Here is a 15,108-nt window from a genome sequence, read left to right on the forward strand (position 1 = left end):
GCAGTGCAGGGCGGTGATTTGGTTAATCGTTACCCCGTGTCCGACGACAGAACCGGAACAGTCACGCCATTTAAGAGGCTGTGCTGTGAACAGTTAGCAAGGATATGCTCGAAGATGACTTCGGTCGCGAGGTCTCCGGTGTCCGCGTCTCCCTCACCGACCGGTGTAACTTCGACTGCGTCTACTGCCACAACGAGGGACTGGGCGACACACGGGGCCCGATGGAGGCACAGGACGACGAACTCTCTGCCGACACCATCGTGGCCTTCCTCGAAGTCGCCGCCGAGTTCGGGGTCGACTCGGTGAAGTTCACTGGCGGGGAGCCGATGCTCCGGGAGGACCTCGAGGAGATCGTCCGGCGCGCGCCGGACGAGATGGAGGTGTCGATGACGACCAACGGCACCTTCCTCCCCGGCCGCGCCCCGGACCTCGTCGACGCGGGCCTCGAGCGGGTCAACGTCTCGCAGGACGCCCTCGACAGCGAGGCCTTCGCCGAACTGACTCAGAGCGGGGCCTACGACCGCGTCCTCGAAGGCGTCGAAGCAGCGCTGGACGCCGGCCTCGAACCCGTGAAGCTCAACATGGTCGTCTTCGAGCCCACCGCGGGCTACGTCCCGAAGATGGTCGATCACGTCGCCGAGAACCCCGGTCTCCAGCTCCAGCTCATCGAGTACATGCCGGAACTGGCCGGCCACCCGGAGTGGGCCATCGACATCGACCGCGTCCACGACTGGCTCGAGGACCGCGCCGACACGGTCGAACATCGTGAGATGCACGACCGCAAGCGCTACTGGATACACAGCAGTGACGCGGCGGCCGAAAGCAATGGCACTGCCACTTCGCTGGCCGCGTCCGACGGCGGGATACGGACGGAGCCGGTCAACAATCAAAACAGCGGGATGGTCGAGATCGTCGACCCCGTCGGTAATGAGAACTTCTGTGCGAACTGCCACCGCGTACGGCTCACCCACGACGGCTATCTCAAGGGCTGTCTGAACCGCAACGACGACCTGCGTGACATCGGCACGACCAAGGAGTCGATGCGGGCCGCGTTCCGCGAGACGGTCGACACCCGCGTCCCCTACTACGGCGAGTACATGGTCGAAACCGAGGACGGCGAGTGGGAGATAAACGAGGAGTACATCGACACCGACGGGGACCGTGCGCCCTACGAGTACTCGGAGTAGCGGCCACCGCGGACGGGCACGCTCACTGTTTCGCCGTCGATCTAGACCGTCATGAGTTTCCCGTTCCGCGAGCAGACGACGGTTTCGCTGTCGTGGAATGAACTGACCGGCGCAATCGGGGACTCGGCGACGGTGCTTCCGGTCGTCGTGGCTGTCGCCGTGCTGACGGAGCTGTCGCTCCCGGTCATGCTCGTCTGGTTCGGCGTGTTTCAGGTCGTCTGGGGGCTGTACTACGGTGTTCCGATATCGGTCGAGCCGATGAAGGCTTTCGCTGCGCTGGTCATCGCCGGGACCATCTCCACCGGCGAACTCGTCGTCGCGGGGCTTTTGCTGGCCGGCATACTGCTCGCGCTCGGAACCACGCGGTCGCTCGAAACAGTCAATCAGTACGTCGATGACACCGTCGTTCGTGGGGTACAACTCGGCGTCGCGCTGGTCCTGCTGGAGACGGGTGTCGACCTCGGGGTTAGTGATCCGAGACTCGTGGCCGTCGCCGTCGGCGTGGTGGCCGTCCTTGCACTCCTGGGCTACAGCGGCCAGAGCGCCTTCGCCGTCTTCGTCCTGGGTGCTGGCATTGCCCTCGCGGAAACCGGGATCCCGACGCCGGCCGTTCCAGCGGTTGACGCCATGTTCATGCTCCCAAGCATGACGCTGTCGGCACAGACGGCGGAGGCCATCCTCGCCCAGATCGCGGTCACGGTCGGCAACGCCGCCCTCGCCACGTCGGTCCTGCTCGCTGACTACTTCGACCGGGACGTGTCGGCGGACCAGCTCTCGAACAGTATGGGGCTGATGAACCTCGCCGCGGTCCCTTTCGGTGCGTTCCCGATGTGTCACGGGAGCGGCGGCGTCGCCGGGAAGTACGCCTTCGGGGCCAGAACGTCCGGCGCGAATCTGATACTCGGCGCGGGCTACGTGCTGACCGCGTTCCTCGCAGTCGGCGTCATCGCGGCCTACCCGACAGCCCTACTCGGAGTCATTCTGGTGTTGATCGCCCTCCAGTTGGGCTGGACCGGCGTCTCCAAAGCGGACGACGTGGCGGTCGTCGCTGCAATCGGTGGCCTCGGCGTGCTCGTCAACCTCGGTCTCGCGTTCGTCCTCGGTATCGTCGTCCAGCAGCTTCGTGCTCGATTGTGATGGTGCGATTGCCCCCACACGCTTGTATTAGGAGGCCGAAGTGTCGACCGATAGATGCGCCCCGCAACGGAACTCGAAAACCTACTCGGAGAGGCCGACTCTCTCACCATCGTCTGTCACAACAACCCCGACCCCGACTGTCTGGCCAGCGCGCTCGCGCTCGGTCGCATCGCGGCCGCCGTCGGCATCGACGAGCGGCGGATCCTCTACAGCGGCGAGATATCACACCAGCAGAACCGGTCGTTCGTCAATCTGCTGGAGATGGACCTCCGGGAGTTCGACGCGGCCGACGTGACCGACCGCGAATCCTCGGAACTGCTCGCCTTCGTCGACCACTCGATTCCGGGGTCGAACAACCGGGTTCCCGAAGATGTCTCGGTCGACATCGTCATCGACCACCATCCCGCCGAGGATATCAGCGCCCGGTTCGTCGACCACCGCGTGGAGATCGGGGCGACGGCGACGATACTGACCGAATACCTGCGGGACCTCGAAATCGAACTCGACGACCGGCTGGCAACTGCGTTGCTGTTTGCCATCCGGCGGGAGACGCTCGGGTTCCTCCGCGGCGTGACGCCGGACGAGTACGGCGCGGCCGGTTTTCTGACCGGAACGGCCGATTCGGATCTGTTGCGACAGCTCTCCTCGCCATCTGTCAGCGGCGCGACCGTCGACGCCATCGCGGACGCAATCGAGAACCGGACGGTCAGGGGCTCAGTGTTGATATCGCACGTCGGCAGGACGGGGGAACGGGACGCGCTCCCGCAAGCGGCCGACTACCTGGCGACGCTTGAAGGCGTCGAGACGGCCATCGTCTTCGGTATCGTCGAGGACACCATCCAGCTCAGCGCCCGCTCGACGGACTCCCGGGTCAACATCGGTGATGTTCTGAGCGAGTCCCTGGGCGATGTCGGGAGCGCAGGGGGCCACCGCGAGATGGCTGGCGGCGAGGTGCCGCTCGGTATCTTCGCCGACTACACGAGCGACGACGCCGTCCTCGTCGATATCGTCGAGCAAGTGATCTCGGCGCGGCTGTTTGCTGGATTGAACCTCTCGGAAGAGAGCTAAACGGCGTCTGCTGTTCAGGATAGCCGGAACGTTTCGAGGTTCTTCGGGTTGTGCGTCCGCATGTTGAACTTCTGGTACAGCGCCGAGGACAGCTGGTTCGTCGTTGACGCGTCACCGTGGACACAGAGGATCTTCTCCGGCCGCGGGTGCATCGTCTCGACGAACGACTCAAGTCCCTGCCGGTCGGCGTGACCGGAGAAGCCGTCGACCGTCTCTACGTTGAGCCGGAGGCTCACCCGCTCGGCGCGTGGCCCGCTCGTATCGCCCATGGTGATTTCGTCCTGCCCGCGCTGGATCTGGCGACCGAGCGTCCCTTCGGCCTGGTAGCCGACGAACGCCATGGTGTTGTCCGGCTCGCTTCCCAGCAGCCGGAGCCAGGACATCACGGGACCGCCGGTGACCATCCCGGAGGTGGTCAGAATGATGGCCGGTTCGTCGTCGGCGATGTCCTGTCGCATCTCGTCGCCGCCGTCGACCTGCTCGAACTGCTCGGCGAGGAACGGGTTCTCGTCCTCGTAGAGGATGCGCTGGCGGAGGTCGTCCCGGAGGTACTCCGGATACGCGGTGTGGATGGCCGTCGCTTCCCGAATCATCCCGTCGAGGTACACCGGCATTGTCGGGATGTCGCCCTTTCGCATCGCCTCTTCGAGGACGAGCATGAGTTCCTGGGACCGCCCCACGGCGAAAGCTGGAATCAGTACCTTTCCGTCGTTCTCGTACGTCTCGTTGATAACGTCCTTGAGAACCCGCTCGGAGTCTGATTGATCGGTCTGGTAGTCGTTCTTGCCGCCGTATGTTGACTCAAGCACGAGCGTCTCGACCCGCGGGAAGTCGTTGACAGCGCCGTCGAGCAGGCGGGTGTCCTTGTAGTGGATGTCTCCGGAGAAGGCGACGTTGTAGCGGCCCTCGCCGATGTGGAAGTGACACACTGCCGACCCGAGGATGTGGCCGGCGTTGTGCATCGTGAGCTTGATGTCGGGCGCGATGTCGGTGACGTTGCCGAACTCCAGCGGAATCGTGTGTTTCAGCGCGTCGCGGACCTGCTGGCTCTCGTAGGGCGGGGTGCGCCCTTCCTTCGAGGCAACATCGAGGTAGTCCAGCTGGAGCAGGCCCATCAGGTCCCGCGTCGGCGCAGTCGTGTAAATCGGCCCGTCGTAGCCGTACTTGAATAGGATAGGGATGAGCGCGGAGTGGTCCAAGTGCGCGTGTGTCAGGACGACGGCATCGAGGGAGTTCGGCCCGGCCGCGAGGGCTTCGGGTGCCTGAAGATATGGGACCTCGCCCTCGGCACCGGGCTTGTCGCCACAGTCGATGAGGATGCGGGACTCCGGCGTCGAGAGGATGAAGGCGGCGCGTCCGACCTCACGACAGCAGCCGAGCGTGGTGAGCCGCACCCAGTCTTCGTCGCTCGTGGTCGGTCGGTTGATCTGGCGGCCGACACGCTGGAGGATGTCCCGTCGTTCTTCCCGTTCCTGCTTGAGGTAGTTCCGAACGTTCGAGACGGTCGAAGACTCCATCGGCGGTGTCCGGACGACCTCGGGGGTCCAGCCGACGGAGGCGGAGATCTCGTCCAGCGTCGCGCCGTGGCGACCGATGACGCGGCCGGGCTTTTCGGCCTCGATGAACACTTCACCGGTCTGGCGGTCGAAATCCAGGTTCTGGACACCGGCGTCCTCGGGAATCGTCTGCGTGATTCGTGCCCGGGCTTCGTTTGGCGGGACGAGGGCTTCTTGCGTGGGGCGAACGTTGATTCGTTTACGGAGCGTCTGTGCGAGGTTTCTGACGATCCCGTCACGGTTGGCGACCGTCTGCGCGTCCGGCGTATAAATAACCAGTTCCGGTCCCTCGAACGCGACGGATTCGATTTCGATGTCGTCCGGTGTCTCTTCTTCGACCTGTGCTTTGATTCGATCAAGTGTCTCGTCTGCGGAACTCATAAGTTTGGAGATGGAGGCCCGATAGCCGTCGGTAAAACCACGGCTCTCGACTGCCGTTATCTAGCGGGAGTGCAAGCACGGTAAAGAACCTTTGCTTGTCTCGGTATGTCATCGTATGGTCGTGTCTCGGCAGGAACCGGCGAATTTTAGTGTGGGACTGCGAGATGTATCCCTATGGGCTTTGGTAGCTACGATGAATCCGAACAGAAGGACAACGACGTAGACGCGGACGACAGCGAGGGTGTTGCGGTTCACGAGAACGACCACGACGGGTCAGTTTCCTTCGAGACAGAGGCGACCACGAGTGACCTCGTCGACAAACTCGGCGACATGAAAGACGAAGACGACGAGGCGTAAGGGCCTCGAATACCAGTCAGAACGGCGATTCCTGCCCGACCTTTTCGGCGAGTTCGCCGCGCTCGTCGAGCTGTTCGAGAATGTCACTGCCGCCGATGAATTCCCCGTCCACGAACGTCTGTGGAATCGTCTCGCGCCCGCTGTGGCGCTCTAGCGCCTCTCGATAGGCGTCGGTTGCCTTCAGAACATCCACTGTCTCGATGTCGTCGCGGTGCTGTTGCAGCAGTCCGAGGGCCTTCTTCGAGTAGCCACACTGTGGCATCAGCTCGTTGCCTTTCATGAACAGCACGACCTCGTTGTCCTCGATGACGCTGTCTACCTGGTCCGTGACCTCTTCCGGCGAGAGTTCTTCGGGCTCGAATGCCATACCCTCACTAACGGCGTCGGCAATAAAGACGTACCGACGGGTCAAGCAGAACCGCACCGCCGGGGCGCACGGCTACTCGGCTTCCTCGGGCGTCAGCGTCGTCAGCTCGATGGCGTGAATGTCGCGAGTGAGATGGTCCCCCAGCGCGTCGTGAACAAGCTGGTGCTGGTCAACCAGCGACTCGCCCTCGAATGCCGGCGAGACCACGCGTACGGCGTAGTGTTTGTCGTCGTCGGGGTCCCGCGGTGTGGTGACCGTCGCCCGCGCCTTCGGAAGCGTTTCCTCTATGAGTTCGGCGACCGCGTCCTCGTCCATACGCGCTCTGAAGAGAGCGGCGGGCAAAACAGTTGGCGTCGCGGCCACCGATTGAGCGATAGCTACCGACGGAAAGCGACCAGTCCCGGGGCGGAAGCCAATCGTCACGACCAGTTTGATAGCCCGTCCCGTGTGTTTGTCCTTGCGGAGACCGGCCGTCTCTCCCTGCCGGCTGAACCACAGGTGTTTGTGCCCCGGGCACCTAACTCGACTATGAGCGACGCAACGCTCGTCTACGACGACGACTGCGGCTTCTGTACGTGGTGGGCGGACTTCATCGGCGAGCGGTCCGACCTCGAAATTGTCGGGTTCTCCGAGCTCGCTGCCGACCTGCTGGAGCGCCTCCCAGACGACTACGAGTCCTGTTCGCATCTGGTGACCGAGGAAGACGTGTATTCCTGCGGAGAGTCCATCGAAACCGCACTTACATACACCGAACTTGGGAAGCCTGCGCGGCCGCTGGTCTCGTTCCTCCGGCAGTTCGAAGACTACGAACGGTTCCGTGAGCGAGCCTATCGACAGGTCGCGGATAACCGTTCGAAGTGGGGGAAGGTCATGTCGAAGACGCCGCCAGCGCGCAGGGGCAACTCGGACTGACGCCACGTTCTGGGGACTGTCGAACGCCGTTCTCATATCAGACGGTGGGCCGCGACAGCCGCCGGCCCACTCACTCCATCAGTTGCTGGTGGGTCGGCTTCATACAGCGATCCTGAACGACCTGACGGCCGGCCGCCTCGGCGCGTTCGACGGCTTCGTCGTCGTGGATTCCAAGCTGAAGCCAGATAACGGCGTCGTCGTCGCGTTCCAGAGCCGCGTCGACGATGTCGCTGACCTCGTCGCTCGGCCTGAACACGTCAACGATGTCTATTTCGCCGGGGATCTCTGCCAGTGAGTCGTAGGCCTTCTGCCCGAATATCTCGTCAGCGAAGGGGTTGACCGGAATCACTTCGTACCCCTGCTTGCTGAGGTACTTCGGAATCTCGTGTGCATCCTTTCCGGGGCTGGTTGAGCACCCAACGACGGCGACACGGTCACGTTCGAGGATCTCTCGGAGTTCGGCGTCCGAAGTAACAGGCATACGCGAAGGTTTGTCGGGCAGCAACAAAAGGGATTGCCTGCTACCTACTCTGCGGGCTCGTCGGCCTCTGTCGGTTCCTGCAGGTAGGTCTCGCCCCACGCTGCCATTTCGGTGATCACGGACTCCAGTGACTCCCCGTGTTCGGTGAGCGAGTAATTGACGCGAAACGGCTGTTCGTTGATTACTTCGCGGTCGACGAGCCCCTTCTCCTGCAGGTCTTCGAGGCTGTCAGAGAGCACTTTGGACGAAATCCCATCGACGTTCTCTTTGAGTTCATTAAACCCTGAGGGGCCGTTATCAAGCAATCGGTGGATGATAACGGGGTGCCACTTCTTCCCGATAAGCGACGCCGTCGTGGTTATAGGACACCAGTCCTCGCCGGCACACCAGACGGGGAGCTTCTCCGGTGAATCGCTCATATCTTGTCGGGATTTCGGTCGCTGTCGGCTAATAACTACCCCTGTGCGGGTAGCCGGAATCCATCTTTTGGAACCCACATTGAGAAACTCAGTCGGATATCGAACACTGACACCTGCCCAGAACTATCGGTCTCCGCACCAAGGTGTGTCCCTCACCACTATTTCTTGTGGCGCGGTTACGCTAGAAGCGAGTAGGCATATTTTTCTCCGGTTATTCAGTGTATTCTTGTATGGTTGCAGTCACCGTGTGGAACGAAAACCAGCACGAACGGGCGACAGGCCCGGCCAAGGCAATGTACCCCAACGGGATCCACACGACGCTGGCTGAGGCGCTTGCTTCGTACGGCCACACCGTTCAGACAGCGACTCTCGATGAGCCGGCCCACGGACTAACCGAGGAGGTACTCGCCGAGACGGATGTGTTACTGTGGTGGGGCGATGTCGCGCATGACCTTGTCAGCGATGCGACTGCAAACCGCATCGAGCAGGCCGTCCGTGACGGGATGGGATTCATCCCGCTCCACTCAAGTCATGAGTCGAAGCCGTTCGAGGCGCTCATGGGGGGGACTGGCACCCTGCGCTGGCGCGAAGAGGGAGAGCGCGAGTCCGTCTGGTTCGTCGAAACGAGCCATCCCATTACCGACGGACTGCCCGAGGAGTTCGAACTCGAACGTGCCGAGATCTACGGAAAGGGGTTCGATCTGCCGATACCGGACACCCTAGTGACTGTAAGCTGGTGTGACGACGGCACAGTGTTTCCCAGCGGGTGTTGTTACTACCGTGATGCAGGACGGATATTCTACTTCCAACCCGGCCACGAGACGTTCCCAGTGTACCACCAGCCAGTCGTCCAGAAGCTCTTGCACAACGCGGTTACGTGGGCCGCACCGAATGAGCCCGGCCGCCCCTGCGCCGGACAGCCCTGACGAGCAGTACAACCGTCGTAGTGCATATTGGCCCCGGCTGCCCTGTCCCCTGTTCAATTGACCTACTGGAAGCGACGGCCTGAATCAGTGCATAGGCGATTAGGAGGGGTTTTCAGGAACAGTAGGAACTGTTTTCCCCTGTCAGGGTGAGCGAAGGCGACTGCAAACTTAGGAGCCTGAGTCACGACCGTGAGTCAGTATGCGAGGACAACAGCGGAGCCGTAGACCGATTCCAAAGGGTTTGTATCTGATGACTTCGGAGAGTGCCCTATGACAGAGAACGTGGTCGTGCTCGGAGCGGGGTACGCTGGCGCGGGGGCAATAAAGAGTTTCGAGGACGAGCTAGACGGTCAGACGGACGTTGATGTTACGTGGATTTCTGAGACGGACTATCATCTGGTCCTACACGAGTCCCACCGTTGCATCCGGGACCCGAGCGTGCAGGAGAATATCGCCATCCCCGTCCACGAAATCAAGCAGCCGTCGACCGCGTTCATTCAGGACGAGGTCGTTGGTATCGACACCGACGCCCAGGAGGTAGACCTCGCCAACTCCGACACCGTCGAGTACGACTACCTGCTCGTTGGGCTGGGCTCCCAGACGGCCTTCTTCGGCATCGAGGGCCTCGAAGAGTATGCCCTGACGCTCAAAAGCCTCGACGACGCACTCGACATCCACGACAAGATTCAGCAAGCGGCCCGCAAAGCCTCCACAAACGACCCGGCGCAGGTCGTCATCGGCGGCGCTGGCCTCTCCGGCATTCAGACCGCCGGCGAGGTCGCCGAGTTCCGTGACGAACACAACGCGCCAATCGATATCCATCTCGTCGAAGGCCTCGACCAGGTCTTGCCCAACAGTGATCCGGAACTCCAGGGTGCCTTGCGCAAGCGGCTGGAGGCCGCCGACGTGAACATCAAATGCGGGGAGTTCATCGGCGAAGTCGACGAGGAGACGGTCTACATCGGCGACGAGGACGAACTGGACTACGATGTGCTGGTCTGGACGGGCGGCATCACCGGCCGCGATTGCATGCAAGACGTCGATCTGGACAAGGACGAGCGCAACCACCGCGTCCACGCAGAAGGGAACTTCCAGACCGAGGACGAGCGCGTGTTCGCGATCGGTGATTCGGCGCTGATCGACCAGCCGGGCGACCAGCCCGCGCCGCCGACTGCCCAGGCCGCCTGGCAAGCCGCGGAAGTCGCGGGCGAGAACCTCGCTCGCGCCGTGCGAGGGCAGCCACTGAAGACGTGGACCCACAAGGACAAGGGCACGGTCGTTTCGGTCGGCGAGAAGGCCGTCGCCCACGACGTGGTGAATATGCCTATCGAAACGTTCGGCGGACTACCAGCGAAACTGCTGAAGAAGGCGATTGCGGCTCGCTGGATCAACGACGTGACCAGCGTGGGTCGGGCCGCCAAGGCCTGGCCTGACATGTAGCGAGTACCTTTTTACGTCACCCCCTCTCCTTGCGCCTCCGGCGCTGCGGGGAGTGGGTTCGCAAAAATCTACGCTAAAAACGACCTTCTCGCTCCCGCTGGTCGCGAGAAGTGAAACCCCNCGCTGCGGGGAGTGGGTTCGCAAAAATCTACGCTAAAAACGACCTTCTCGCTCCCGCTGGTCGCGAGAAGTGAAACCCCTCGCCAACGGCGAGCGGTATGCTGTCTCCTACCGCGCCGCTGAAATACGCTCGGTGCGGGCTACCAGGCCGACTCCAGCACGTCGACAATGTCCTCTCGGGTTGGCTCCAGCCCCGAGGGGATGTTCGTCATGAAGGCGTCTTCGAGGACGACATCGGCGACTTCGGGGAACTCCTCCTGGCCAGGTCCGTCTACGTCCCGGAGTCGTGTCGGCAGTCCCAGCGTCGTCGCTACCTCACTGACTCGGTCGACGACCGCAGCACCGGGGTCGGAAGCATCGCCGACGCCGAGCGCGTCGGCCAAGAGCGACCGCCGACCGTCGGCCTGCTCGAAGAGATATGAGAGTGCGTGCGGGGCAATGACTGCGTGGGCCGCGCCCTGTTGGACCTCGTAGGTCCGGGTGAGTCCGTGGCCGAGGGCATGGATCAGTGAGAGCGTCGTCCCGTCTGCCCGCGAGATGCCGTACTGGACGAGCATGATCCCTTGAGTGATCGACTGGTACACCCACGGGTCGTCGTCACCGGTACCGAACGCGAGCAAGCCGTCAGTGAGCAGACTGAGGCCACGGGAGGCTGTAGCGTCGGTTATCGGCGTTGCGGTGGCTGCGTATATTGTCTCGATACCCTTATCGAAGCCGTTCATCGCCGACGCCGCGAGAACCGACCGGGGCGTCGTCGCGATCAGTTTGGGGTCGTAGCAGACGGCTTCGGGCATCAGTTTCGGATCGCCGATACCACCACTGGCCGATTCGTCTACGGGGCAGGTGTCGGGCGCGGCTGTGACCCCGGCGACGGTAGAGAGATCAGCGCCGGCCAGCGTTGTTGGGACGGCGATAATCGGTGGCAGCTCTGCTTCGGGGACAGCTATCGTCCCGGAGTCGACAAACGCCTGGCCGACAGCGGCCGGGTCGCGGTCAGTCGCCGCGAGGACGCTGATTATCTTTGCCACGTCGAGGCTGCTCCCGCCGCCAACAGCCACGAGGCAATCGGCGTCAGCCTCGTGGAAACGTTCGAGCCCGTCGTAAGCGGTACCGAGTCGCTTGGCTGGTGTCGTTTCCGCGAAGACGCCGGCAAGTCGGTCACCGAGTCCGTCTCGAACGGGGGCCATCACGGCCGGCGTCTCACCGACGGTAGCGCCACAGACGACCAGTGCGCGGTCGTAGCCCTGTGCGTCTAACTCCGCGCCCAGTGTACGGGCGGCATCGGGTCCGTACCGAAGAACGGCGGGATCGTACTCGAACCGAAACGGGGCATCGAGGTCGCCGAGGACCGGTGTGTCGGTCATCTGTGACATACTCCGTCGCGCTCGTCTTTAGGCCTTCAGGTCGTCAGCGCCGTCGCTCCCTACTGGGGCTCCATCCCGGCTATCCCGTCGGCCAGCGAGTCGAGATCGTCGAGGGTCTCGGCGAGCGCGTCGACGCTGTCTTTCTCCCGTCGGTCCGGGTTCGCGAGCACCCGAACCGATTCGGTTCCCAGCGAAACGAACCCGAGGTCGAGTTTTGCCGCCGTGGCACGGAGTCCGAGGCCAACGTCTGCATCACCTGGCAGGACCTTCCGAGCGGGACTTTCGTGCGCCTTCGTCGTGAGTTCGTAGCCGTCAATAGCATCGACAACTTCGGCACGGCCGATGCCCCGGTCCTCGCCGATGTCATCGAGCGCGTCGTCGAAGCTCCGACGCAGTCCGGAGGCGGTGTCACGGTTGACGAAGCGGTAGTCTCCGTCGATGAGGTCACCCAAATCGGACACGTCGGTATCAGGACCGATGACCAGCCCCCACTCGCGCCGCCAGCCGCCGATGTCGGTTGCGTCGTAGTCATCGGCTGCCGGTCCCGCGACGACCGCGATGTCCGGGACGCCGTTGCCGAGGCGGCGGAGTCCCTCCGTCGACCCGAGCGGGAGATACCGCGGGCGAGAGACGGTATCCAGTAGGCGCGAGAGGAGCGGATCGTCCTCGCCCATGCCCAGGAGTGTCGGCGGTCTGACTGCCGGAGAGAATAGCGTCACGTCGACCGTCTCCCCCTCAGCGAGATAGTCAGTCCCCGGCGGCACGTCGACGAAGCCGTCGGCGTCGACGAGGCTCGTCGTCGCGCCGCTACCCTTGTCGACAGGATAGACCAGCAGTGCCCCGGATTCGTCCTCGATTAGTCCGGCCGGCATGAGGCGTCTGCGCCCCTCGCCGTAGCGTTCCTGGACTGCCATCGTGCCAGACACCGTTGCTGTCTGTGGCGGGTCCCGACCAGCGGCATCCCGGACCGCCGGGGCGACGAAGGTTTGGAAGATAGTCAGTGCCGACACTGGATACCCTGGCAGACCGACGTACGCCGAGTCGCCGATGGTGCCCACGAGCATCGGCTTGCCGGGTTTGACGGCGACGCCGTGGAGCCTGAGTTCGCCGCGTTCCTCGATAACGCGGTAGATGACGTCGACCGCGCTCGCGCTGGTCGACCCGGAGGAGAGAACGAGGTCGCACTCGTCGGCCGCCTCGTGGAGCAACCGCTCCATCTCCTCGTAGTCGTCGCCAGCGTGTGGATACATCACCGGGTCGCCGCCGGCCTCCGCGACTGCGCCGGCCAGCGTGTAGCTGTTCACGTCGTAGATCTGTCCGGCGGCACTGTTGAGTGGGTCCCCGGGCCGGACGAGTTCGTCACCGGTCGAGAGGATACCGACCTGCGGCCGGCCACGCACCGGGACCTCGTCGACGCCCAGCGCCGACAGGAGTCCAATTTCACGCGGTGTGATGCGCGTTCCGGGACCGAGTGCCCGGGCCCCGGCCGCGATGTCCGCGCCGGCGAGCATCACGTTGTCACCGGGCGCGACGGACGTGCGTATCTCGACGCCGTCGTCAGTCTCAGTCGTTCGTTCGACCATCACGACGGCGTCCGCGCCGGGGGGCATCACCGCGCCGGTCGAGATTTCAGCGACAGCGCCCGGCTCGACGGTCACGTCGGGCTCTTCGCCAGCATGAACCTCTCCGGCGACCGACAGCGTCACCGGGTCGGCCTCGTCAGCGCCGAAGGTGTCTCTGGCGTGAACGGCGTAACCGTCCATGCTCGCGCGGTCGAACCCCGGCACGTCGATGTCGGCGTCGACCCGCTCCGCGAGGACACGGTCGCGGGCGTCCGCAAGGGGAACACTCTCAGGTTCGGGGTCGACGTCGAGGCCCGCGACGACCTCGTGGGCCTCCTCGGGCGAGGCCAGATCGCGGAACTCGCGGCGGTCGCTCACTGTGACCACTCCCAGTCCTCGACGGTCACGGTGTCACCGGCGTCGTACCCCTCGACGGACTCCGGCACGACGACCCAGCCGTCGGCGAGCGCGACGCTTGAGAGGACACCGGAGCCGCTGGCCCGCGTCGGCGTCGCGGTCGTTTTCTCGTCCACGTCCTCATCGTGCAGTTCCACCCGCGCGTAGGTTCGGGTCCCCGGCTCGCTGGCGATCTTCCGCGTCAGTTCGGCTTCGGTCGTCGGCGGGTCGGTCGACGGGAGGTGGCCGGCCCGTCGGAGCGCCGGTCGGAGGAACTGAACGGCGTTGACGATGCAGGCGACCGGATAGCCCGGGAGCATCAGAATCGGCGTCTCCTGTGCCACGCCGAGCGCGACTGGATGGCCCGGTTTCAGCGCGACGCCGTGGACCAGCACCTCGCCGATTCCGTCGACGACCTCCGGCAACAGGTCGCGCTCGCCGACGGAGGACCCGCCGGTCGTCACCACGAGGTCGTGGTCCAGATCATCCGTGATGGCGGCCCGGAGCGCGTCCACGTCATCGGTGACGATGTCGCGGTAGGTCGCGTTACCGCCCCAGCGCTCGACGTACTGGGTGACGGTCTGGCCGTTCGTCTCGATGACCTCTCCCGGTTCCGGGTCGTCCTGCACCAGTTCCTCCCCGGTCGGAATTACGCTGACGGTCGCTCGCTCGTACACTTCTACGGTGTCATTCCCGACCGATTTCAGCAGTCCGAGGTCCGACGGACGGAGCCTGTGCCCGTCCTCGTACAGCGTCTGCCCTTGCTCCACATCCTCGCCGACAGGGGCGACGTTCTCCCCGCCAGCGACCGCATCGAACACCGTGACGCTGTCGCCGGTCACCTCGGTCTCCTCGACCATCACGACGGCGTCGGCACCCTCGGGAAGTTCGCTTCCCGTGTGGACGCGGGCCGCCGTACCTGTTGTCACTGCCTCGCCGACCCGGAGCGACTCCGGCGATCGCTGGCTCGCGCCGAACGTGTCTTCGGCTCTGACTGCGAAGCCATCCATCGCCGCGCGGCGGTAGTGGGGTACCGCGCGCTCGGCAGTGATTTTACCCGCGACGACGCGCTCGTCGGCCTCACGCAGCGAGACGCGCTCCGTCCGTCCGTGTGGCGTCACTGCGTCCAGCAGCGTCTCCCTGGCCGTCGTCACCGGGGTTCTGTCCTTGAATCCGGCTGACTTCCGGGACTCGTTGCTCATATGTGTACGAATGGCCGGCACACCAAAAAGCTCGCCAGATTCAGGGAGCTTCGGTCGAAAGGAAACGTATGGCTGAGTCGGACCTGCGCTGTCGCCTCTGCGGGAGCGAACTCTCGAAAGGACTGGTCGCAACCGACAGCCGGCACTGCTGTCTCAACGCCACCCCTATCGCCGGGACCTGCCCCGAACACGGTCCGGTCGGACCCCACCACGCTGTAGAAGACTAACCGGGT

Annotated in this window: 16 protein-coding genes; 8 read left to right on the top strand and 8 right to left on the bottom strand. The window is 63.8% G+C overall.

Going from position 1 to position 15,108, the window contains the following annotated elements; all coding sequences use genetic code 11:
• The first annotated feature begins 104 nt into the window (after positions 1 to 104).
• The 3 genes from moaA to C443_RS19185 are packed head-to-tail and all read left to right on the top strand — an operon-like array spanning position 105 to position 3,392.
• Positions 105 to 1,187, top strand: a complete 1,083-nt coding sequence (gene moaA / locus C443_RS19175; protein WP_005538472.1) for a GTP 3',8-cyclase MoaA — start codon at positions 105 to 107, stop codon at positions 1,185 to 1,187.
• A gap of 51 nt (positions 1,188 to 1,238) precedes the next feature.
• Entirely contained in the window at positions 1,239 to 2,324 is a 1,086-nt protein-coding gene (locus C443_RS19180; RefSeq protein ID WP_005538473.1) for a putative sulfate/molybdate transporter, read from the top strand.
• A gap of 54 nt (positions 2,325 to 2,378) precedes the next feature.
• Positions 2,379 to 3,392, top strand: coding sequence for a DHH family phosphoesterase (locus tag C443_RS19185; RefSeq protein WP_005538474.1), 1,014 nt, complete (start codon positions 2,379 to 2,381; stop codon positions 3,390 to 3,392).
• A gap of 14 nt (positions 3,393 to 3,406) precedes the next feature.
• On the opposite strand, the gene C443_RS19190 is transcribed toward C443_RS19185, so the two are convergent.
• Positions 3,407 to 5,329 (bottom strand): beta-CASP ribonuclease aCPSF1, encoded by a 1,923-nt coding sequence (locus C443_RS19190; protein WP_005538475.1) that lies wholly within the window; start codon positions 5,327 to 5,329, stop codon positions 3,407 to 3,409.
• Positions 5,330 to 5,503: 174 nt separating this feature from the next.
• Between C443_RS19190 and C443_RS19195 the strand changes: the two genes are divergently transcribed.
• The gene (locus C443_RS19195) at positions 5,504 to 5,686 is read left to right on the top strand and encodes a DUF5786 family protein (protein WP_004591885.1); all 183 of its coding nucleotides are present in this window, start codon (positions 5,504 to 5,506) and stop codon (positions 5,684 to 5,686) included.
• Positions 5,687 to 5,702: 16 nt separating this feature from the next.
• On the opposite strand, the gene C443_RS19200 is transcribed toward C443_RS19195, so the two are convergent.
• Together C443_RS19200 and C443_RS19205 are read right to left on the bottom strand one after the other, a co-directional pair.
• On the bottom strand, positions 5,703 to 6,053 hold the full coding sequence (locus C443_RS19200) for a glutaredoxin family protein (RefSeq protein WP_004591886.1): 351 nt from the start codon (positions 6,051 to 6,053) through the stop codon (positions 5,703 to 5,705).
• Positions 6,054 to 6,125: 72 nt separating this feature from the next.
• The gene (locus tag C443_RS19205; RefSeq protein WP_005538476.1) at positions 6,126 to 6,368 is read right to left on the bottom strand and encodes a BolA/IbaG family iron-sulfur metabolism protein; all 243 of its coding nucleotides are present in this window, start codon (positions 6,366 to 6,368) and stop codon (positions 6,126 to 6,128) included.
• A 213-nt stretch (positions 6,369 to 6,581) separates the two neighbouring features.
• On the opposite strand from C443_RS19205, the gene C443_RS19210 reads away from it, so the two are divergent.
• The gene (locus tag C443_RS19210) at positions 6,582 to 6,965 is read left to right on the top strand and encodes a thiol-disulfide oxidoreductase DCC family protein (protein ID WP_005538477.1); all 384 of its coding nucleotides are present in this window, start codon (positions 6,582 to 6,584) and stop codon (positions 6,963 to 6,965) included.
• 70 nt (positions 6,966 to 7,035) lie between these two features.
• Here C443_RS19210 and C443_RS19215 read toward each other — a convergent pair whose 3' ends face one another.
• Positions 7,036 to 7,446, bottom strand: coding sequence for a CoA-binding protein (locus C443_RS19215; protein ID WP_005538479.1), 411 nt, complete (start codon positions 7,444 to 7,446; stop codon positions 7,036 to 7,038).
• A 44-nt stretch (positions 7,447 to 7,490) separates the two neighbouring features.
• Positions 7,491 to 7,865: a winged helix-turn-helix transcriptional regulator gene (locus C443_RS19220; RefSeq protein WP_005538481.1), complete on the bottom strand. Its 375-nt coding sequence runs from the start codon at positions 7,863 to 7,865 to the stop codon at positions 7,491 to 7,493.
• A 230-nt stretch (positions 7,866 to 8,095) separates the two neighbouring features.
• Here C443_RS19220 and C443_RS19225 point away from each other — a divergent pair, with 230 nt between their 5' ends.
• Both C443_RS19225 and C443_RS19230 read left to right on the top strand, forming a co-directional pair.
• A complete protein-coding gene (locus tag C443_RS19225; protein ID WP_005538482.1) occupies positions 8,096 to 8,791 on the top strand; it encodes a ThuA domain-containing protein in 696 nt (231 codons plus the stop codon).
• 270 nt (positions 8,792 to 9,061) lie between these two features.
• Positions 9,062 to 10,231, top strand: coding sequence for an NAD(P)/FAD-dependent oxidoreductase (locus C443_RS19230; protein WP_005538483.1), 1,170 nt, complete (start codon positions 9,062 to 9,064; stop codon positions 10,229 to 10,231).
• A gap of 260 nt (positions 10,232 to 10,491) precedes the next feature.
• On the opposite strand, the gene C443_RS19235 is transcribed toward C443_RS19230, so the two are convergent.
• Genes C443_RS19235 through C443_RS19245 form a run of 3 tightly spaced genes read right to left on the bottom strand, consistent with a single transcriptional unit; the run spans position 10,492 to position 14,875 of the window.
• Positions 10,492 to 11,715, bottom strand: a complete 1,224-nt coding sequence (locus C443_RS19235) for an iron-containing alcohol dehydrogenase family protein (RefSeq protein WP_005538485.1) — start codon at positions 11,713 to 11,715, stop codon at positions 10,492 to 10,494.
• 59 nt (positions 11,716 to 11,774) lie between these two features.
• A complete protein-coding gene (locus tag C443_RS19240; RefSeq protein WP_080505501.1) occupies positions 11,775 to 13,655 on the bottom strand; it encodes a molybdopterin biosynthesis protein in 1,881 nt (626 codons plus the stop codon).
• Complete coding sequence (locus C443_RS19245) at positions 13,652 to 14,875, bottom strand: molybdopterin molybdotransferase MoeA (protein ID WP_005538489.1); 1,224 nt, start codon at positions 14,873 to 14,875, stop codon at positions 13,652 to 13,654. The genes C443_RS19240 and C443_RS19245 overlap by 4 nt, the downstream gene beginning before the upstream one ends.
• Before the next feature lie 68 nt (positions 14,876 to 14,943).
• Between C443_RS19245 and C443_RS21855 the strand changes: the two genes are divergently transcribed.
• On the top strand, positions 14,944 to 15,102 hold the full coding sequence (locus C443_RS21855; RefSeq protein ID WP_167321084.1) for a hypothetical protein: 159 nt from the start codon (positions 14,944 to 14,946) through the stop codon (positions 15,100 to 15,102).
• The last annotated feature ends 6 nt before the right edge of the window (positions 15,103 to 15,108 follow it).

Source organism: Haloarcula argentinensis DSM 12282 (assembly GCA_000336895.1).
Classification (GTDB): Archaea; Halobacteriota; Halobacteria; order Halobacteriales; family Haloarculaceae; genus Haloarcula; species Haloarcula argentinensis.